The following is a 20,348-nucleotide window of genomic DNA, read 5'->3' as shown; positions in this document are numbered from 1 at the left end:
AAAAAAAGTACAAAAAAAGAGGAGGTTTCCCTCCTCTCATCATACGCATGAATTATTTAGCAATTTTTGCGAAGTATTCAAGAGTACGAACAAGTTGTGCAGTGTAAGACATTTCGTTGTCATACCATGAAACAACTTTAACCAATTGTTTACCGTCAACGTCAAGAACTTTAGTTTGAGTTGCGTCAAACAATGATCCGTAAGACATACCTACAACGTCTGAAGATACGATTGGATCTTCAGTGTAACCGTATGATTCGTTTGAAGCTGCTTTCATAGCTGCATTCACTTCATCAACAGTAACGTTCTTGTCAAGAACAACTACCAATTCAGTAACTGATCCAGTTGGAACAGGAACACGTTGTGCAGCTCCGTCCAATTTACCGTTCAATTCAGGGATAACCAAACCGATTGCTTTAGCAGCACCAGTTGAGTTAGGAACGATGTTAGCAGCACCAGCGCGTGCACGACGAAGGTCACCTTTACGGTGTGGACCGTCAAGGATCATTTGGTCACCAGTGTAAGCGTGGATAGTAGTCATCAATCCTTCAACAACACCGAAGTTATCTTGAAGAGCTTTAGCCATTGGAGCCAAGCAGTTTGTAGTACATGAAGCACCTGAGATAACTGTTTCAGTACCATCAAGAATATCGTGGTTAGTGTTAAATACGACTGTTTTAACATCTGATCCACCAGGAGCAGTGATAACAACTTTCTTAGCACCACCAGCATGCAAGTGTTTTTCAGCAGCTGCTTTAGTAGCAAAGAAACCAGTTGCTTCAAGAACGATTTCTACACCGTCGTTAGCCCAGTCGATTTGTTCTGGATCGCGTTCAGCAGAAACTTTAACGAATTTACCGTTAACTTCGAATCCACCTTCTTTAACTTCCACAGTACCGTCGAAACGACCTTGAGTTGTATCGTATTTCAACAAGTGTGCAAGCATAACTGGATCTGTAAGGTCGTTGATGCGTGTAACTTCAACACCTTCTACGTTTTGGATACGACGGAAAGCAAGACGTCCGATACGACCGAAACCGTTAATACCAACTTTAACTACCATTCGTGATTTCCTCCTTATGAAAATCAAAAAAATTTTTTGTGAAAAGAGTAACTTGACACAGCGCCAAACATCTTTTAACAGTCTCTATTATATACTTTATTGCATTAAAAAGCAACTATTTCCCCACGAAAAGCAAGATTTATCATAGATCACTACCTTTTTTATTAAAGTTTTTCACAAAGTCTTGCCTTCTAAGAAGGACGCTCTTTTTCTTGTATTCAACCTTTAGACTTTTTCAACAAACAAAAACTCTTCCCAAAGTGGGAAGAGTTTTTTAGCTTTGGTAAATTAAGCTTCACCTTTAGCTTTTTTAATGATTTCTTCTTGTACTGATTTTGGTACATCTTCGTAGTGGTCAAATACCATCATGAAGGTACCACGTCCTTGAGTTGCAGAACGAAGGACAGTAGCGTAACCAAACATTTCAGCGAGTGGTACATAAGCACGAACGATTTGGCTTGCACCGTGTGCTTCCATACCATCTACACGTCCACGACGAGCAGTTACGTGACCCATAACATCCCCAAGGTTTTCTTCAGGAACTGTGATGGTTACAAGCATCATTGGTTCAAGGATAGCTGGTTGTGCAGTCTTAGCAGCTTCTTTAAGTGCAAGAGATGCAGCGATCTTGAAGGCAGTTTCAGATGAGTCGACATCGTGGTATGAACCATCGTAAAGCTTAGCTTTCACGTCAACCATTGGGTAACCAGCAAGAACACCGTTCGCCATAGATTCTTGAAGTCCTTTTTCTACTGCAGGGATGAATTCACGTGGAACCACACCACCGACGATAGCATTTTCGAACTCGAATCCTTTACCTTCTTCGTTTGGAGTGAATTCGATCCAAACATCACCAAACTGACCTTTACCACCAGATTGACGTTTGAAGAATCCACGTGCTTGTGTAGAAGCGCGGAATGTTTCACGGTAAGATACTTGAGGAGCACCAACGTTAGCTTCAACCTTGAATTCACGTTTCATACGGTCAACAAGGACATCCAAGTGCAACTCACCCATACCAGAGATAACTGTTTCACCAGTTTCAGGGTTTGTTTCAACGCGGAATGTTGGATCTTCTTCAGCCAATTTTTGAAGGGCGATACCCATCTTGTCTTGGTCTGCTTTAGATTTAGGCTCAACCATCAATTGGATAACTGGTTCTGGAACTTCGATTGATTCAAGGATGATTTTTGCTTTTTCATCTGTCAATGAGTCACCAGTTGTTGTATCTTTCAAACCAACGGCAGCAGCGATATCTCCAGAGTAAACTGTTTCGATTTCTTTACGAGTGTTGGCGTGCATTTGAAGGATACGTCCGATACGTTCACGTTTACCTTTAGAAGTGTTCAAGACGTATGAACCTGAGTTCAAGACACCTGAGTAAACACGGAAGAATGTCAAACGACCTACGAATGGGTCAGTCATGATCTTGAAGGCAAGAGCTGCAAATGGCTCTTCATCAGATGCTGGACGTTCTTCTTCTTCGTCTGTATCTGGGTTTACACCCTTGATTGCAGGGATATCAAGTGGGCTTGGAAGGTAGTCAAGGACTGCATCCAACATCAATTGAACCCCTTTGTTCTTGAAGGCAGAACCACAAAGTACTGGGTAGAATTCAACGTTGATTGTAGCTTTACGGATACCAGCTTTCAATTCTTCGTTAGTGATTTCTTCCCCTTCAAGGTATTTCATCATCAAGTCTTCATCAGTTTCAGCAACTGCTTCAACCAATTTTTCACGGTATTCTTGAGCTTGTTCAAGGTATTCAGCTGGAATATCTTCTTCAAGGATATCTGTACCAAGGTCGTTAGTATAGATTTCAGCTTTCATCTTGATCAAGTCAATGATTCCGCGGAAGTCATCTTCAGCACCGATTGGCAATTGAATTGGGTGAGCGTTTGCTTGAAGACGGTCATGAAGTGTGCTTACTGAGTAAAGGAAGTCAGCACCGATTTTATCCATCTTGTTAGCGAATACGATACGTGGAACTCCGTATTCAGTTGCTTGACGCCAAACTGTTTCAGTTTGAGGCTCAACACCTGATTGTGAGTCAAGAACGGTTACAGCACCGTCCAAAACGCGGAGTGAACGTTGAACTTCGATAGTGAAGTCCACGTGTCCTGGTGTGTCGATGATGTTTACACGAGTGTCTTTCCATTGAGCTGTTGTAGCGGCAGATGTGATAGTGATACCACGTTCTTGTTCTTGCTCCATCCAGTCCATTTGTGACGCACCTTCGTGAGTTTCACCGATTTTGTGAATCTTACCAGTGTAGTAAAGGATACGCTCAGTTGTAGTTGTTTTACCAGCATCGACGTGAGCCATGATACCGATATTACGAGTTTTTTCAAGTGAAAATTCGCGTGCCATGAGGTTTGTTTCTCCTATATTTTTTATTTCTATATTCTATTATAACATGATTTAATAAAAACGGATAGGCAGGACCTACCCGTTCTCAGTGTTTTCATGCTAAGTTTTGGTTCCAACTTGTAAGAAGAGTTGAATTGGGTTCATGAGCTGACGAAGCGTAATTGAACCCAGGCTAAAGTTAGTTAGCCGATTTGAGCCGGAACGGGATGCTGTGTGAAAAAGATAAACTTCCTTGTATTCATCGAATACTGCGTCAGTTTCCTATTTTCACTTTGCATCCTTAGCGTTCCTAGCATCATAATCTTACCAGCGGAAGTGTGCGAATGCACGGTTAGCTTCAGCCATACGGTGAGTATCTTCACGTTTCTTAACAGCTGCACCAGTGTTGTTCGCTGCATCCAAGATTTCTTTTGCAAGACGATCAACCATTGTGTGTTCACCACGTTGACGAGCGATTGTTACCAACCAACGAAGTCCAAGTGTTGTACGACGTTCTGGACGAACTTCAACTGGGACTTGGTAGTTAGAACCACCGACACGGCGAGCACGTACTTCAAGTACAGGCATGATGTTTTCCATAGCTGTTTCGAATACTTCAAGAGCATCGTTTCCAGTAGCTTCTTTAATTTGTTCGAAAGCTCCGTAAACGATTGAAGCAGCTGTACCACGTTTACCATCAAGCATAACGCGGTTGATAAGACGAGTAACTAATTGTGAATTGTAAAGCGGATCTGGCAATACATCGCGTTTAGGCGCACGGTTTTTACGACTCATTTTTCTTTATCCCCTTTCCTTATGCTTTTGGTTTTTTAGTACCGTATTTAGAACGGCCTTGTTTACGATCGTTTACACCTGCAGTATCAAGTGCTCCACGGACGATATGGTAACGTACCCCTGGAAGGTCTTTTACACGTCCACCACGAAGAAGAACCACGCTGTGTTCTTGCAAGTTGTGTCCGATACCTGGGATATAAGCAGTCACTTCGATCAAGTTGCTCAAACGTACACGGGCAAATTTACGAAGGGCAGAGTTAGGTTTTTTAGGTGTCATTGTTCCAACACGAGTTGCAACACCACGTTTTTGTGGTGAAGAAACGTTTGTTTGAACTTTTTTATGACTGTTGTAACCAACGTTCAAAGCTGGTGATTTAGATTTTTCTACTTTTGATTTACGCGGTTTGCGAACCAATTGGTTAATTGTAGGCATCTACATTCTCCTGTGAAATTTTTTATTTTTGGTGATGGTACACTTGGTGACAGCTACCATCTGTGTGTACTTTTGCAACATTTGTCAGCACGTCCCTGTACACTCTTGAGAGACCAAAAGTAAAAAGTACCGTCTATTATTATAACATGACGGCACTTTGATTGCAAGATGTTTTTTTATTTTTTAAAGAAGTTGAAAAAGTTCACTATTGACCAGCTTGAGCAGGTTCTTCTGCCCCTGTAGCTGCAGCTGGAGCATACTGTTGTTGCTGTTGTGGTTGGACTGTCGCATTGCCTCCAGCTACTCCAGCATTGGCATTAGCATTGGCATTGGCATTAGCATTGGCATTGGCATTAGCATTCGCGTTTGCGTTCGTGTTGGCATTAGCGTCTGTTTGAGTCTGCTGCGTTGTCACAGTATCACTCTCATAGGTCAGTCCATAATAGTTAGCAATGTATTGGATACGGGCTTCAAGCGATTGCTTTTGAGTTGCATCTTTGACTTTCTTCACAGCAGCCTGGGCAGCGTTCACAGAATCTTGACTTGGAGTTGTTTCCATTTGAACGACTGCTTTTTCAGCAGCTTCTGTATTTTTCTTTTCTTCCTTCTTTTCTTTTTCTTCCTTTGTTTCCTTTTTCACTGGAAGGGAACCTGTTTTTTTAGCAGGTTGAATTTCTGTCGTTACCTGAGCAGCTGTATTCTTTTTAACAGTATACAAGCCAGCTACCAAAATAAAGGATAAGGTAAGAACTGTCACCAAGCGAATCCACAAAGGACTATTATCAAATCGATCTAAAATTCTTTTCACTTTTTGATCCTCCTTTGTTGCTCTTAATCAAAGATATTCCCAACTTCGACACTCAATTTATTTTCTTTTACATCGATGTTGGTCACGCGCAATAAGGATTTGTGTTCGAAGAACTCCCGGTCGGTTGCAGCATTATCCGCAAAGACAGCTACCCCTGCTAATTCAGAATCGAATTCAGCCAAGAGACTGACCATTCCGTTAATCGTTCCGCCACCTTTAAGGAAGTCATCGACAATCAAGACCCGGCTTCCTGCTTTTAGGCTCCGTTTTGAAAGGAACATTTTCTCAATGCGATCCCCACTTGAGCCTGAAACATAGTTGACACTAACGGTTGACCCTTCGGTGATTTTCAAATCACGACGGACAATGACGAATGGAACATTCAAGACATTAGCTACTGCATTGGCTAAAGGAACTCCCTTGGTCGCTACGGTCATGACAGCATCAATCTTCTTATTCCGGAAGGCTTTGGCAATGATGCGTCCGATCCGATTCAAAATCTTTGGATTGCTCAAAAGATCAGACAAGTAAATGTAGCCACCAGGAAGGATACGATCACTTTCAGACAGTTGCTTGCAAAGATCCTCGACGATTTCTTTGGATTCTTGATCTGAGATAGACGGTGTAAAGATCACGCCTCCTCCAGCTCCTGTAATGGTCTCAATATTTCCGATTTCCATCTCTTCAAAAGCTCGCTTAATAATCACGATATCTTCTGAGATGGAAGACTTGGCAGACTCATACTTTTCCGCAAACGTATTGAGGCTAGTCAATTCATAGGGATGGTTGATCAAGTAATTAGAAATCACGACCATCCGTTCACTTCTTCTTAATTTCATTTTCTCACCATGTAGTTTTTTCTATCATTATACCATAAGAAGCGAAAAAAACGAACATTCTGATTTACAGAAGGCCGTTTTTTCCTAATTATTTCATTTTTAGCAGAATTATTCCCGTATTTCTCGCAGTTTTTATTCATCGAGATTCGGTTTATAGAAGGAACGATTTTCCATAGCAAAGATTTTATTGGTCATTTCGCCAGGCCCAATTAAGCCAAGTGCTGTTGTCATCATCATCATTTCTGCATCCAAATTATCGATCATATGAATAATCTCTGCTTCCATGATTTTTGGACGAACAGGACTACCGTATTCGAGCAAGCCATGGTGACTCAAGATCACATGGCGAAGGACGATAACTTCTTCTTTTTGATCATCAATCTTCAAGTCTTGCAAGACCTTGGTGATTTCTTCATCGATCAGTGCAATGTGGCCGATGAGGTTGCCTCGAACAGTGTATTCTGTATTTTCAGGTCCCGTCAACTCGATCACTTTGGCCAAATCGTGTAACATAATCCCTGCAAAGAGCAAACTTTTATTCAACTGAGGATAGATATCGCCGATACTATCTGCCAAGCGGACCATGGTTGCCGTATGATAAGCAAGGCCTGCTTCAAAGGCATGGTGGTTGGTCTTAGCAGCTGGATAGCTATAAAACTCTTTCTCATATTTCCCATAGAGGGCCCGGACAATCCGTTGCCAGACTGGATTTTCAATTTTGAAAATCATGTTTGACAGGTATTCATGCAATTCCTTGGGATCTACTGGTGGTTTTTCCTTAAAGTCTGCTGGATTGTTGGGCTCTCCTGCTTGTGGCAAACGCATGTTCAATTGATTGACTTGCGGGGTATTATTGTAAACTTCTCGACGTCCAGACATATGGACCACGCGCCCAGCTGTAAAGCTCTCTACATTGTGGGGTTGAGCGTCCCATAGTTTGCCTTCGATTGTACCGGTCTCATCCTGGAAGACAAAGGCGAGGTAGTTTTTCCCGGCCCGCGTTTGACGCACTTCTGCTGACTTGATCAAATAGAATCCTTCGAACAATTCATCTTTTTTCATTTGGTTAATTTTGACCATCATCTTCTCCATCTTCTATATATACATCTAGTCCCAGCAGGTCCTCATCGCTTTCGATTTGGCGGAGTGTCCGCTCGATGGCACTGGTCCGTCTGGTTAGCAAATCATCAATATTATTGGAAGCATTCTTTAAATGGCGCTGAGTCTTGGCCAGAATCCCTCCAAACTTATGGAATTCTGATTTGACCGATCCCAACACCTTGCTAATGTCATCTGCACTCTTTTGGATGTTGAGCGTTTTAAAGCCAACAGACAAGGAGTTCAAGAGGGCTGATAAGGTACTTGGCCCAGCCACTAAAATTTGTTCGTCTCGACGCAAGCGATCGAAGAATTCTGGATTGCGAACCACTTCGGAATAGAGGCCTTCAGTTGGCAAAAAGAGAATTCCGAAATTCGTTGTCGCTGGTGGAAAGAGGTATTTTTGTTGGATATCCTTAGCAAAACGCTTGATACTAGCAAGAAGGGCCTTGCGGTAACGCTCGATCTCCTCTTTCTCTCCTGATTCATAAGCTTCTTCCAGACGATAGTAGTCTTCCAGTGGGAATTTAGAGTCAATCGGCAGATAGACTGGCTCCTCTCCTTGTCCTGGAAGCTTAATGGCATATTCCACGCGCTCACTGGATTGAGGAACGGTGACAAACTCCCGCTCATACTGGGCTGGGGTCAAGATATCTTCGATGATTTGGCCCAGCTGCAATTCGCCCATAATCCCACGCGTCTTGGTATTGGAGAGAACTTTATTAAGGGTTCCGACATCCCGCGCCACCGTCTGCATTTCTCCCAACCCTTTGTTGACCGACTCCAATTGTTTTGAAACCGTCTCAAAGGAGGTCTGCAAACGGTGTTGCAAGGTTTTCTCCAATTTTTCTTCTACCGTTTGGCGCATCTGTTCTAGCCGCACTTCATTGGACTCTTGGATCTGGCGCATGCGCTCATCTGTTTTGTCCCGATTTTTAGTAAAGTGCTCATTCATCTCAGCGCGCAGAGCCGTCGTCTGCTGGTGGATCTCCACTCGCATCTCGGTCAAGCGATCTGTCAGGGCGATCTCTAACTGTTGATTGGCAATCTGGCTTGCTTGTCTTTCTTTTTCAAAACGATAGTCCAACTGGTCTGTCAAATGATCCTCATGGTCTTCCAGCATCTCTCGTAAAGCCGGTCTTGTATCATCTGACCGTTGCAAGAGATAGATGAGGAGGCCCAGATTGAGCAGGCCAATCAGAAGCAGAATGATATTCATATTAACCTCTGTCTTTACTATAAACAATGACAAGATAGCCACGGTCAAGACTCACTTGAATCGGTTGATCCAAAAATTCATTGGAGCCATACATGGCCTTCAAAAAATAATTCTCCTGATGGAGCGGATACTTGGCTCCTGTGATCTCTAAGTGGCCTTGTCCGACAGGCATAAAACCAACATAGGACATGGCTGGATCTGGCTGAATCTCATGGCAGCCGGCTGATCTGTAGATCAAGCGATTTTGACCGTCGACTAATTGGATTTGCTCCATGTAGGGAGCTAGGTCTGGATCGGTCGGCAAAAAGATATTGGACAAAAAGTGATCCAAACGACCGCCGAAAGCACCATAAACGGTGACTTCAGCCTCTGGATAGGCCTCAAAGGCCGCTTTCAAGGCCAATTCCAAATCCGTATCGTTCTTTTCAGGGACGGATTGAACAACTTGCTTGGCTTGGGTTCGGATCTGGCGCAAATCGGTCTCAGAGACGGAATCGAAATCCCCCACAGCTATATCTAAAGGCAGACCTTGTTCCAGTAACTTCAAACAGCCACCATCAACGCCTACATAAACGTCATGATTTCTTGGCAAGAGCGTGCTGTCACCTCCTGCCAGTATTGCAATCTTAACCATTTACAGCATCTCGGAGCGTTTGAACGCGCTCATTAACATCTCCATTAAAGACATAAGAGCCCGCTACAAAGACATTAGCCCCGGCTTCTTTTGCTTGGGAAATACTTTGAGCATCAATTCCACCATCCACTTCGATATCAAAGTCTAAACCTTTTTCTTCACGAAGAGCGGCTAATTCGCGCACCTTGTCCATGGTTTCAGGCAAGAAGGCTTGGCCACCGAATCCTGGATTAACGGTCATAACCAAGACTTGATCCACCAAGTTCAAGACATGTTTGATACTGTCTACAGGAGTCCCTGGGTTGATCACGACACTCGCCTTCACACCCGCTTGACGAATTTTTTGAAGAGCTCCGTGGATATGAGGAGTAGCTTCCACATGGATGCTGATGATATCAGCACCTGCACGGGCAAATTCTTCGATATGGTGTTCAGGATTGGTGACCATCAAGTGGCAATCAAAGACCAACTTGCTATGTGGTCGCATGCTCTCTACGACACCAGCTCCAAAGCTGATATTAGGCACAAAATGGCCATCCATGACATCGATATGGGCATAGTCAGCTCCTGCTGCTTCTAAGCGTTTCAATTCACTTTCAAAATTAGCATAATCTGCACTCAAAATTGAGGGTGCAATTTTCATTGTTTTCATCGTTGTAGTGTCTCCTATTTTGGCATTTTTTTCGAAACTTTTTTATAGGTTTCGCGACGGTTTTCAACCTCACTTAGAAATTGCAAGTAATCCTCATAACGGAAAGGTGCAATTTCCTCTCTTTCAACGGCTGGTTTCACCGCACAAGCTGGCTCATGCGTGTGGGTACAGGTACGAAATTTACAAGAGTGGCTCACATCGGCGATCTCTGGGAAGGCTTGATTTAAGTCTTCACTGGTCGTCACTTCATAATCGAGGGAGGAGAAACCAGGCGTATCTGCAATCTTTCCTCCATTTAAATGGTAAAAGCTGACAGCTCGGGTCGTGTGTCGACCACGCCCCAGACTATCTGAAATCTCACCCGTTTCAAGCTCCAGATCCGGAGCAATCTTATTGAGCAAGGTCGATTTTCCTACACCGGTCTGTCCCATAAAGACCGTGGTTTGATTGGTCAAAAGGGGCAAGAGTTCCTCAATCGACAAGACAAAGTCGTAGCCAATAGCCTGATAGATTCCTTGGTAGTAGTGGATGTCTTCCATATCTTCTAACAAGTCCAGTTTTGAAATATAGACAATGGGATGAATCCCCTTGTGCTCCAAAAGAACCAGAAAACGGTCTAAAAGATTGGCATTGAAATCCGGCTCCTTCGCTGACATGATCACTACTGCTTGATCAATATTGACAATAGGAGGACGCACGAGGCTATTTTTTCGAGGCGCAATGCTCAAAATGTAGCCTTCTGAATTCTCTTCGGCAGAGAATTCTACCTGATCCCCCACATAAGGAGTCTGTCCTTTTTTTCTAAAATTTCCACGAGCCCGTGTCTGGTAAATGTGACCGTCTGACTCCACGTAGTAGAAGCCAGCCAAGGCCTTGACGATGGTTCCTTGCAAATCGCACTCCTTTGAGATTAATACTATCTATTATACCAAAAAATGAGAAATAAGGCTGGATTGCTCAATAAGAAAAATCTGGAACTAGTTTCAGTAAAATTTTTAGGGATAATAAAGATAGGGGTATTGTAACCGCTTCCCAATTTAGGTATAATAAATGTGAAAAACATTCATAAATAAGTTGCTTGTGGGAAGCTCGAAACAAGAACGCAGAAAGGAAGTGACATCAAGAAGCGCCTTGTTTCAACGATTACTTGCTGTACAAAGAAAGCTGTTTCTTTGTTCTACGTTTTTAGATGGAGGTTCTTTATGAGTCTTTCTTTTCTTTCTAAAGAGAATCCCTTGATTGCCAATATCAAAAAGGGAAAATTTCTGACACCCTGGTTTTTAGCTCCGTTTATTCTGTATTACATCACAGAGTACATGTCCCCTGTTAGCACGGCATCGACTAGCTTTTTTCTCAATAAGCAACACTGGATCCCAGACTGGTGGAACATCCTTGACCTTTGGTCCTTCCTCTATACCATCATCGCCTTCTTCCTTTGGGTTCGCTTGATTGAAAAGCGGCCTATTCGAACCATGGGATTTTCCAAAGGAAATGGGCTTTCTGAATTCGCCAAAGGTTGCCTTGTGGGAGGCATCATGATCACAACAGTCTTGATCGTCTTTTTAGTCACTGGAAATGCCACATTCCATCGCATTCAATTTAGTATGCCATTTCTTGTATCCTGGATTTTGGTCTTGATCGGCTATATTTTCCAAACTGCGGCAGAAGAAATTTATATCCGTGGTTGGTTGATTCCAACTATCTCCTACCATACCAATGCCCTTCTAGCTATCCTGATCTCAGCTACTATGTTCTCTTACTTCCATATGAATAACAACGGTGCTTCTTGGTTCTCTACTGTTCATCTCTTCTTCTTTGGGGTCTTTACAGCAGTCTATGCCCTGAAACGCGGGAATATTTGGGGACCTTGTGGCTTCCACTTTGCCTGGAATTTCCTGATGGGAAATGTCTATGGTTTTCATGTCAGTGGCTTTGACAGCGAATCATCCTTGATGTACTTCACAACTTCAAATCACACCTTGGTCACTGGTGGTGAATTTGGTCCTGAAGGGGGCATCCCGGGATTAGTGGTCTGCATCTTAGCTCTTTTATGGGCCATCTTTATCCTCAAAGACACCTCCAAGGAGCAAGAGAGCCTATATCCTGCGGCATTGAAATGATCTATTGATAAAAGGAACAGGAGACATCTGTAGGCTCCCCTGTTCCTTTTTTTCCTTGGCATTTTTCCTAAAAAGTGTATAATAGAACTATGCGGAGGTGGTGGAACGGCAGACACGCATGCTTCAGGCGCATGTGCCCCTTCGGGCGTGAGGGTTCAAATCCCTTTCTCCGCATCTTGGAAAGGTGGCCCAGCTCGGTACGGCACCGGACTCGAAATCCGGCAAGTGGATTTTATTCACGCGCGGGTTCAAATCCCGTCCTTTCCTTCTACAACAAACAAGACATGAGCTATGAAGCTCATGTCTTTTCTGTTATTTTATTCCTGCTTCTAGAAGGCTATCTGCTAGGCGGGCGAAGTCTTCTAAGCTGAGAGCTTCTCCTCGTACAGAAGGTTGCAGGCCTGCAGCTTGGATTCCTGCTTCCAGTTTGGCTTTGATTTCTTCGGTCTTGCCAAAGCGACTGGTCAAGTTGTTCCAAAGTGTCTTCCGCCGGTGGACAAAGCTGGCCTTGCTGACAGAGAAGAAGAAATCTTCATCCTTGACTGCTACTGCAGGTTCTTCGCGACGGACCATCTTCAAAATGGCAGAGTCGACGTTTGGTGCGGGCACAAAGACGGTGCGAGGCACGATAAAGGCTACCTTGGCAGTCATATAGTATTGGACTGCAATGGATAAAGAACCATAAGCCTTGGTGTTGGGCTCAGCCGAGATGCGGTCTGCCACCTCTTTTTGCATCATGACCACAAATTCTTGGAAAGGAATCTTGGATTCGATCAAGTGCATGAGGATGGGAGTTGTGATGTAATACGGAAGGTTAGCCACCACCTTGATCGGAAGGTCTGGATTTTTAAACTCTGCGATGTACTGGTTGAGGTCTACCTTGAGGATGTCTTGGTTGACAACCGTGACATTGTCAAAATCACGCAAGGTATCCGCCAAAATGGGAACCAGGCGGTCATCGATCTCAAAGGCCATGACCTCTGCCGCATTTTCCGCCAAGAACTCAGTGAGGGCTCCAATTCCAGGACCGATTTCGATGACATTGACCTGCTTATCAATCTCTGCCGTATCCACAATTTTTTGAAGGATGTTGGTATCGGTCAAGAAGTTCTGACCGAAGGATTTTTTAAAGGTAAAACCGTGACGCTCCAGCACTGCCTTGGTCACGCTATAATCTGCAATTCTCATATTTTCTCTTTTCTAATCAGTTTAGAGTGAGACATACTCTCTCTTTTTTCTCCGTAGGCTAGTCTAACAGTCTTCCACAAAAGCATTCTGCTCCGCTTGGTAGACATAAGCTCCCCCATTCTTATCTAAGACGGTTTCCAACAAGGGCTCTATTTCCAAGGCCTCTTCAAGACTGATAATGGTAATCTTAGATGGATCGTCCAAATCTCCCTGAGACTCAAAGCCTGTAAAGAATTGCCAACCACTATCTTGTGGATTGTGAGGTACATCGTGAATCGCCCAATTAATCTCACGTCGTAGGAAGCAATCCTTGGTAATTATGGCCCCTTTTTGCGTATCAAAATTCAGCGGAGGAAGCATCAGGCTTGCGATATGTTCCTGCGCAAAATCCAGCTCATCTCCAAGCTGGATGGAGGTAATATAAGCGGGTTGATTGGTTAAACATCCTTTAAATTTTCCATCACGAATCTCAGTCAGTTCAACCCACATACGCTCTGCTCGACACCCATTCTCCAAGACTGTATCCAACACAAAGATGAGTCGAACCTGATCTCCAAGCTTCAATTGGTTGATTTCATCTTGACTAGGAATCAAAAAATGTCGCGGGTTCTTTTGGTGCTCTACTTGAACATTCTCTAAAGAAAAGCCGATCTCTTTTTTCTTATCTTTAAATAGGTCGAACAATCCCATCTTCTACCTCTATCTCTTTTTTAATAACTGGCCATCGCCTCTTCGACTTGGGCCAAACAAATTCCAAACAATTCCAAGCGTTTGATCAATTGCTTGCCATTGCAGTAGCCGATGCGCAAGGTTTCGCCTAGATATTCCCGCCGTTTGCGACTATCGCTGCCCATCAACAGCCCAAGACGCATCAAGTCGGTCTTTGTGATATCAAAGAAATTTTCATCTTCGTAAGACCCGACCAGTCCAGCTAAGGCTTTTTCTAAGTCTTCAAAACTGGCATGCTCCACTCCCAAGGAACGCCCCTTGGTCTTGGATTTGGGCACTGCCTCGCCACGATTTAAAAAGGCATGTTTGGCCTGGGGCACCTCTTGCATAATGATCTTGCGAATTCGCTCGCCATTATAGTCTGGATCGGTAAAGACAATGACTCCTCGCAACTCTTGCAAGGTAGCAATTCGTTCCAAGTCATCTTGATCGATCGCAGAACCTCGCGTTTCATAGGTATCCACCTCATAAAAACGGCGGAGATTGGCCGTGTCGTCCTTGCCCTCCACGACAATCACTTCTGGTATTTTTCTTTTCTCAGTCAAGGCCAAATACCTTTCTTGCATTGTCATAGGTTGCCTGAGCCACTTCTTCTGTTGTTAAGCCACGTAGTTCTGCAATAAAATCTACCACATAACGAGTGTAGGCTGTTTTATTTTCTCGACCACGTTTGGGAACTGGTGCCAGGTAAGGAGCGTCTGTTTCAACCAGGATCTTGTCTAACGGAAGGCCAGCTGCTGCTTCTTGGACATCTGTTGCTTTCTTAAAAGTGATCACTCCAGAAAAAGAAATCATCATTCCCAGATCCATGAAGCGTTTAGCTTCTTCTAAACTTCCTGAGAAAGAATGCATGATCCCACCGCGAGGACCGACTCCTTCACTCTTGATGATGGCATAAGTATCTTCTAAAGCATCACGTGTATGCACCACAAAAGGCAAGTCCAAGTCTTTAGACAATTGAATCTGACGACGAAAAACCTTTTCTTGGACATCTTTTGGTGCCGTCATCCAGTGGTAATCCAGACCGATTTCTCCGAGTGCGACGACTTTGGGATGTTTTAGCTGTTCAAGTAAATAGGCCTCCACTTCAGGACTATAATCTCCTGCCTCAGTGGGGTGCCAGCCAAGCGTGAGATAGAGTTCTGGATATTGATCTGCCAACTCCATGGCACGCTCAATCGTCGGTTTGTCAAAACCAACGATATTGTGGGCTACAACACCCATTTCCTTGGCCAAGTCGAGCTCTTCTTGTTCTTTTCCTGCGAATTCTTCCACATTAAGATGGGTGTGGGTATCAAAAATCTGCATGATCTTCCTTTTCTTCCGAGTTTTTCTTCCTTCTATTATAGCAGAAAGCGCCTCTAAATTCACTTTCGGACAAAACAAAAACCAGTAGTCTCGAGTTTCTACTGGTTTTTAGGTTTTTATCTGAATTAGGCAGCCAAAACTTTGCGTCCTTTACGACGACGAGCTGCCAATACGCGACGACCATTTTTAGTTGCCATACGGTGACGGAAACCATGTTTGCGCGCACGACGAAGTTTACTTGGTTGATAAGTACGTTTCACGATGAATACCTCCTAATAGATTTTGTATTCGTTTAGCCGGCTAGTTGTGATCAGTTACTAAACATACTTTACTATTCTATCGGATTCGACTCTATTTGTCAATAGCTATGGAAAAATTGTTGCAAATACAGGTCGGAGAACACCTTTCTACACCTGACGGGTTGCCAAGTAATAGGGTTCCAGAGCAACCAGCGCCTCTTGCAACTGATCCAAGACATCCTCAAGAGAACCCTCCTTGACTAGAGAAACATCGTATTTGACAAGGACCTTACGAACTGCCCCTTCTGCTACTGCTTGTAACAGATCATGGCGATTCTTTTCTGTTCCCTCTACCCTTTGACTCTCTCCATTTTTCTGGGCGAAATAATAAACTGGCTGAGTGATGGGAAGGGTGAGAACCATGTGTTGTTTTTGAAGGCTCTGCTCATCTTTTTTTCGCTCGATAAAACTCACCTCTAAGGAAACTCCAAAATCAACTGCATCTCCATAGAGCCTCAAGGCAAACATAGGTTCTGCCATCGTCCCTTCTCCTTTTAGATAGGCCCAAAAATGAGGCCGAAAGACCTGGGCCTGGTTCATCCATTGGCTGGTCCGATCCTGCTCCAAGTAAGGGTGACGCTGCTGAAAGGCCGAGACCAAATCGGTGAATTCCTTACGAGCCGCTTGAGCTAGGGCACGATACTGCTCCATCTCCGATGCTAGCACCCCTGCCTTTGCTGGGGCCTGGTAGTGAATTCCTTGAAGCTTTAAAAACTCTCGAATCGCTGCAAATGCCATTTGCTTCCTTTCTAAACCTAAAAAAGGAGAGATCGGCTCAATCCCGTCTCTCCCTTATGGGAAATAATAGCTAGATTATCCTTCAATGTCGACAACTACATAACGGTTTGGTTCTTCCCCTTCAGAGTAGCTAGTGACTCCTTCCATCTTAGAGACGATCCGGTGAATGATTTTGCGTTCACTGTTTGACATCGGATCTGTCTGTTGGGCTTGCCCATCTTCGAGGGCACGCGTTGCTAACTTCTGAGCATAGCTTTGAAGAACTTCCGCCCGGTGTTCTACATAGTCATTAACATTAATGGTAATGTAAAAATTCTTTGAGTAGCGGTTATAGAGGTAATTTTGTGCCAAAAGTTGAAGAGCCTTCAAGACTTTTCCGTGGTAACCAATGACACGTCCTGGCTCATTGGTATCAATTTGCATATTGACCGTACGGCGGTTGTGACTACTTGAGATGGTCGCATCCACATCCATTTCATCGACCACGGTTTGAACATAGGCTGTCACATCATCTACGACTTCTTCGATATTGTAGTTTTCCTCTACCTCGATACCAAGGTTTGAGAAATCAGATTCGCTTGATTCTTTTGTCGCTGGTTCTTTAACTTTTTCAAGGATATGTTCATGTCCTTTTTCTTCAAGAACGGTATCTGCTTCTTTGTCATGTTTCAGGATTTCGGTCTTGATTTCTTCAGAGACAACTTCTCCTTCTTCTTCGACCTTTTTGATCGCTGCAACGACGCGTCCGAGATCGACCGTTGCTTCGCTCACCGTCTTCACCGGTTCGTTTTGCGCATTGATCTCATCTGGGACACCTTTGACAGCTTTTTGATTAGCTTTCACAACCGTTGTTTCTGCAATGGGCTCAATCTCTACTTGGGCTGGTTTTTTCCCAAACAAGCCAAGAAAACCTTTCTTTTCACGCGCTACAACCGTAATATGTGCCTTCATACGAGGAATATCTAAATCGTTCAGACCTTTTTGAATCGCTTCTTCAACAGTTGCTCCAGTATATAGGACCATATGTCCACCTCTTTCTTATTTTTTCTTTTTCTGTGCTTTGTTTAGGGCACGACGTTTTTGTTTTTCCATGTCGCGCGAAGCTTGCTCTTTTGCTTCACGCTCTGCGATAATCTTGAAAGGGTTGTTCAAGAGATAGGTTTGCCCGACTTGGTAAGCATTGGAAGTCACCCAGTATAGTGCGACCCCGCTAGCTGAGAACAAGGCAAAGAAGAAGATCATCACAGGCATCACATACATCATGGTTGTCGCACTACCATTGCGCTCTGGCATGGCTTTATTGGTCAACCAACTGCTGAAAAATGTGAAGAGTGCTGCAAGAACCGGCAAGATATAGGTCGGGTCGATCGCGCCAAGGTCCAACCAAAGGAAGTGACCGACTTTAAGGAATTCGACACGGCTCAACGCTTGGAACAAGGCCATCAAGACCGGCATCTGGATCAAGAGAGGAAGGAAGGCTGAAGACGTTTTGACGCCTTTTTCCTTGTAAAGGGCCCGCATCTCTTCAGAAAGCTTGGTCCGACTATCAAGATCCTTCCCAGGATACTTAGCTTGCAATTCCTTGAGGAGGGGTTGAATTTCCTGCATTTTGCGGGTTGAATTCATTTGATATTGGAAGAGAGGCAAGAGGACCGTCCGTATGACAATGGTAAAGACGATAATCCCTACACCGATACTTCCGCCAAAGGACAAGAAGCGGATAGCTTCTGCAAAGAAGTAGACGAAGCGTTCCCAACCACCTGTCGACTGAGCTGTCACTTGAGAGGTTCCACAAGCTGTCAAGACCAATAAGGCCGCTCCTAATAATCCAGTTAACTTCAGTTTCTTTTTCACATTATTCCCTTTCTTGGTAGACATGCGCTAATTTTAAGACATGTACAAGATTTTTCTCTACTTGATGAAAGTCGAGCTCCTCCACTCCTTTACGAGCAATGACAACAAAATCATCGGTCGTAAGGAAGGCTTGGTGTTTGATCAAAACATGGCGAATCAAACGTTTGATGCGATTTCTGGTCACAGCATTTCCCAGTTTCTTACTAACAGACAGGCCGACTCGAAAATGCGGTTGGTCCTTGCGCAAGCGGTAAACAACGAATTTCCGATTGGCAACATTTTGACCACTTTTAAAAATAGCATTAAAATCTTTGTCACGTTTGACGCGGTAGCTTTTTTTCAAACCTCAACTCCCTCTATTAAATTTATTCTATTATACCATATTTTCAAAAAAAACCAATCTCACTCAGGAAATCGGTTGCTACTTAAATACAGATAAAAGTAAAGGCAAGGTGTAGTAGAGATTGAGCAAGATATGAGCCAAAATAGGAGAAAGGAGCGTCTTACTCCGATAATACAGGATCCCAAAAATCACACTCGGCAGGAGATAGATAATAGAAGCTCCTAGCGAAAAAGGATTGTGGAGAAAATGTAAGCCACTGTAGATGAGGGCTGGAAGCCAAATCTCAGCATAGAGTTTCCAGTCTTTAAAGTAGGCATTCACCAAGGCTCCACGAAAGATCAGCTCTTCTGTCACTGGCCGGATGATAACCATTGCGATCACTAGGATAAGTACCCCTGTGGGGCTAATTTCCCGTGGAAACAAACTCAAAACGGCTGCCCGTCCTTGAACAAAACCACTGATGAAGTAGTCCAACCAGTAAACTAAACAGGCCGCAAAAACGGCTTCTATCAGGGCTTGAAGAGGATTCTTCCCCAGCTTAAACTGCGCTTTTTTAGAAAAACGATAGACCAAAAATCCTGTAAAGACTGCATAGAGGCCTTCTAGGCCAAATAAGGTCCAATAATAGCTATTGGCGCTTGCTACACTATTGGAGACATACTGGGCCAAAGGGCGAAATTGAGGCCGAACATAAAAATAAAACAAGAGCAGAAAGAGGGGATAAAGCAGTGAGAGCTTTCCTTTGATGAATTTCATAGATACCTTTCCTATAAAGTATGACAAATCGTATAGTGCATCTTACCATAATCGTGACAAGGTTTCAATGAAAAAGGATGACTTCCTACTCTCTGAGATAGGCCACATAACCACCTAAGACAGCGACTAGAATCAAGAGACAAAGAAGAGTTTCCATCCATACAAGAACTGTCAAGAAAGGCAGTTGCAACAAGCCTTGAGCCATTTTCAAAGAGGTCGCTGTGATAACTGTTGGAAAGGTCAGGGCTGAAAAAGCAGGTTGAAAACCTTCTTTGATCATTCTCGGTAGGCGCGTCAAAACAAAGAAATAAAGACCTTGCGAGGCCACCACCATGATCAGTAAGAGCCAGGTAGGCAGGCTTGCTCCACCCACACGAACCAGAGCTGCTAAAAGAAGGGAAAATGGAGCGCAATAGATGCCTTCTTGGCCCAACAGATGACTGGGTAAGGGGGACTGCTTCAAATCATGATAGATAAGGGGATAAAGAAGAAAGGTCAAACCAAAACCAATCACTAAAGCGAGATAAGCAATCTCTCTGATTCCCACAACGGGATAGGTCAAAGCTGCTACTGCAATACCCACATAGAGAACGGTCCAACTGGGAGTGGCATTGGCTCTTGGTCGCGCTAGGGCATGGGTCTTGGTAAAATAGAGAATTAAGCCCAGATCCAAGAGAAAGGCAGACCACCAGACCAACTGTGATAGACCTCCAAAGGCGGGAAAGAGGCGCAAAAGATAGGTGGAAAGAATCATCCCTGCCATGGGAAAAGTCGCCATCCCAGATAAAAGAGCTGGTTGTTGGAGTTCTATCTTGGTTTCTTGCCAGCGAATCGCATGATAAACGACAAAGAAAAACCAGAAGAACAAACCTGTCAGACTAAAGGCATGAGCAAGGAAGGGTAGCGAGTCTGCAAGAAGGTTTCCAGCGCCAACCAGTCCTAACAGACAGCCTGAAAATACTAAGGGGATCTTTTTCATCGGAAGCTCCAATCATGTTGTCGCTTTCAGTATACCATAAAAACAAAGGCAACATCATCAAAAAACGAAGTTGGAGAATACCAACTTCGTTCAGATTGAAGATAAAGTCATATAAAAACTTTCCTTAGGTGAGTACGGACGTCA

The 20,348-nt window shown here is 43.9% G+C and carries 23 protein-coding genes and 2 tRNA genes; 3 read left to right on the top strand and 22 right to left on the bottom strand.

Features of this window, described 5'->3' with window-relative positions; all coding sequences use genetic code 11:
- Positions 1-52 precede the first annotated feature (52 nt).
- From gap to rsgA, 11 genes are all read right to left on the bottom strand, one after another.
- Complete coding sequence (gap, locus tag HMPREF2904_RS00445; RefSeq protein ID WP_003008880.1) at positions 53-1,063, bottom strand: type I glyceraldehyde-3-phosphate dehydrogenase; 1,011 nt, start codon at positions 1,061-1,063, stop codon at positions 53-55.
- Between the two features lie 288 nt (positions 1,064-1,351).
- Positions 1,352-3,433 carry an elongation factor G gene (gene fusA, locus HMPREF2904_RS00440; RefSeq protein WP_003003071.1) on the bottom strand — a complete coding sequence of 694 codons (2,082 nt, stop codon included), beginning with the start codon at positions 3,431-3,433 and terminating at the stop codon, positions 1,352-1,354.
- Positions 3,434-3,736: 303 nt separating this feature from the next.
- Positions 3,737-4,207 (bottom strand): 30S ribosomal protein S7, encoded by a 471-nt coding sequence (gene rpsG / locus HMPREF2904_RS00435; protein ID WP_003003105.1) that lies wholly within the window; start codon positions 4,205-4,207, stop codon positions 3,737-3,739.
- Between the two features lie 19 nt (positions 4,208-4,226).
- On the bottom strand, positions 4,227-4,640 hold the full coding sequence (rpsL, locus tag HMPREF2904_RS00430; RefSeq protein ID WP_003003125.1) for a 30S ribosomal protein S12: 414 nt from the start codon (positions 4,638-4,640) through the stop codon (positions 4,227-4,229).
- A gap of 205 nt (positions 4,641-4,845) precedes the next feature.
- Positions 4,846-5,448, bottom strand: a complete 603-nt coding sequence (locus HMPREF2904_RS00425; protein WP_003002982.1) for a hypothetical protein — start codon at positions 5,446-5,448, stop codon at positions 4,846-4,848.
- A 23-nt stretch (positions 5,449-5,471) separates the two neighbouring features.
- Positions 5,472-6,287, bottom strand: coding sequence for a pur operon repressor (gene purR, locus HMPREF2904_RS00420; RefSeq protein ID WP_003002950.1), 816 nt, complete (start codon positions 6,285-6,287; stop codon positions 5,472-5,474).
- Positions 6,288-6,419: 132 nt separating this feature from the next.
- Positions 6,420-7,367 carry a 3'-5' exoribonuclease YhaM family protein gene (locus HMPREF2904_RS00415; RefSeq protein ID WP_070659302.1) on the bottom strand — a complete coding sequence of 316 codons (948 nt, stop codon included), beginning with the start codon at positions 7,365-7,367 and terminating at the stop codon, positions 6,420-6,422.
- Positions 7,354-8,604 (bottom strand): DNA recombination protein RmuC, encoded by a 1,251-nt coding sequence (locus HMPREF2904_RS00410; protein WP_003012406.1) that lies wholly within the window; start codon positions 8,602-8,604, stop codon positions 7,354-7,356. Before HMPREF2904_RS00410 ends, HMPREF2904_RS00415 begins: the two co-directional genes overlap by 14 nt.
- Before the next feature lies 1 nt (position 8,605).
- A complete protein-coding gene (locus HMPREF2904_RS00405; protein WP_070659300.1) occupies positions 8,606-9,238 on the bottom strand; it encodes a thiamine diphosphokinase in 633 nt (210 codons plus the stop codon).
- A complete protein-coding gene (gene rpe / locus HMPREF2904_RS00400) occupies positions 9,231-9,890 on the bottom strand; it encodes a ribulose-phosphate 3-epimerase (RefSeq protein WP_070594476.1) in 660 nt (219 codons plus the stop codon). Before rpe ends, HMPREF2904_RS00405 begins: the two co-directional genes overlap by 8 nt.
- Positions 9,891-9,904: 14 nt before the next feature.
- A complete protein-coding gene (rsgA, locus tag HMPREF2904_RS00395; protein ID WP_070659298.1) occupies positions 9,905-10,783 on the bottom strand; it encodes a ribosome small subunit-dependent GTPase A in 879 nt (292 codons plus the stop codon).
- Positions 10,784-11,092: 309 nt separating this feature from the next.
- On the opposite strand from rsgA, the gene HMPREF2904_RS00390 reads away from it, so the two are divergent.
- The 3 genes from HMPREF2904_RS00390 (at position 11,093) to HMPREF2904_RS00380 (ending at position 12,277) form a co-directional block, all read left to right on the top strand.
- Entirely contained in the window at positions 11,093-12,010 is a 918-nt protein-coding gene (locus HMPREF2904_RS00390; RefSeq protein WP_070659295.1) for a CPBP family intramembrane glutamic endopeptidase, read from the top strand.
- A gap of 91 nt (positions 12,011-12,101) precedes the next feature.
- A tRNA-Leu gene (locus HMPREF2904_RS00385) sits at positions 12,102-12,184 on the top strand.
- 4 nt (positions 12,185-12,188) lie between these two features.
- Positions 12,189-12,277 (top strand) — tRNA-Ser (locus HMPREF2904_RS00380).
- Positions 12,278-12,322: 45 nt separating this feature from the next.
- On the opposite strand, the gene rsmA is transcribed toward HMPREF2904_RS00380, so the two are convergent.
- The 11 genes from rsmA to HMPREF2904_RS00325 all read right to left on the bottom strand — a co-directional run bounded on the left by rsmA (position 12,323) and on the right by HMPREF2904_RS00325 (position 20,204).
- The gene (gene rsmA / locus HMPREF2904_RS00375; protein ID WP_070659293.1) at positions 12,323-13,198 is read right to left on the bottom strand and encodes a 16S rRNA (adenine(1518)-N(6)/adenine(1519)-N(6))-dimethyltransferase RsmA; all 876 of its coding nucleotides are present in this window, start codon (positions 13,196-13,198) and stop codon (positions 12,323-12,325) included.
- 63 nt (positions 13,199-13,261) lie between these two features.
- Complete coding sequence (locus tag HMPREF2904_RS00370; RefSeq protein ID WP_070659291.1) at positions 13,262-13,888, bottom strand: immunity protein Imm33 domain-containing protein; 627 nt, start codon at positions 13,886-13,888, stop codon at positions 13,262-13,264.
- A 20-nt stretch (positions 13,889-13,908) separates the two neighbouring features.
- Positions 13,909-14,493, bottom strand: coding sequence for a ribonuclease M5 (gene rnmV / locus HMPREF2904_RS00365; protein WP_176744591.1), 585 nt, complete (start codon positions 14,491-14,493; stop codon positions 13,909-13,911).
- The gene (locus HMPREF2904_RS00360) at positions 14,465-15,235 is read right to left on the bottom strand and encodes a TatD family hydrolase (protein WP_070659287.1); all 771 of its coding nucleotides are present in this window, start codon (positions 15,233-15,235) and stop codon (positions 14,465-14,467) included. The genes rnmV and HMPREF2904_RS00360 overlap by 29 nt, the downstream gene beginning before the upstream one ends.
- A 125-nt stretch (positions 15,236-15,360) precedes the next feature.
- Positions 15,361-15,495 carry a 50S ribosomal protein L34 gene (rpmH, locus tag HMPREF2904_RS00355; protein WP_003003086.1) on the bottom strand — a complete coding sequence of 45 codons (135 nt, stop codon included), beginning with the start codon at positions 15,493-15,495 and terminating at the stop codon, positions 15,361-15,363.
- A gap of 147 nt (positions 15,496-15,642) precedes the next feature.
- On the bottom strand, positions 15,643-16,272 hold the full coding sequence (locus HMPREF2904_RS00350; protein WP_070659285.1) for a ribonuclease P: 630 nt from the start codon (positions 16,270-16,272) through the stop codon (positions 15,643-15,645).
- A gap of 75 nt (positions 16,273-16,347) precedes the next feature.
- On the bottom strand, positions 16,348-17,295 hold the full coding sequence (gene jag, locus HMPREF2904_RS00345) for an RNA-binding cell elongation regulator Jag/EloR (RefSeq protein WP_021153989.1): 948 nt from the start codon (positions 17,293-17,295) through the stop codon (positions 16,348-16,350).
- Positions 17,296-17,310: 15 nt separating this feature from the next.
- Entirely contained in the window at positions 17,311-18,126 is an 816-nt protein-coding gene (locus HMPREF2904_RS00340; RefSeq protein WP_003015944.1) for a YidC/Oxa1 family membrane protein insertase, read from the bottom strand.
- A 1-nt stretch (position 18,127) separates the two neighbouring features.
- Positions 18,128-18,469: a ribonuclease P protein component gene (rnpA, locus tag HMPREF2904_RS00335; RefSeq protein ID WP_003002960.1), complete on the bottom strand. Its 342-nt coding sequence runs from the start codon at positions 18,467-18,469 to the stop codon at positions 18,128-18,130.
- Between the two features lie 78 nt (positions 18,470-18,547).
- Positions 18,548-19,225, bottom strand: coding sequence for a CPBP family intramembrane glutamic endopeptidase (locus HMPREF2904_RS00330; RefSeq protein ID WP_070586735.1), 678 nt, complete (start codon positions 19,223-19,225; stop codon positions 18,548-18,550).
- Positions 19,226-19,310: 85 nt separating this feature from the next.
- The gene (locus HMPREF2904_RS00325) at positions 19,311-20,204 is read right to left on the bottom strand and encodes a TDT family transporter (protein ID WP_070659283.1); all 894 of its coding nucleotides are present in this window, start codon (positions 20,202-20,204) and stop codon (positions 19,311-19,313) included.
- Positions 20,205-20,348: the final 144 nt, after the last annotated feature.

This window comes from Streptococcus sp. HMSC072G04 (assembly GCF_001813295.1).
GTDB lineage: Bacteria > Bacillota > Bacilli > Lactobacillales > Streptococcaceae > Streptococcus.
This window is presented reverse-complemented; position numbering and strand designations above follow the sequence as displayed.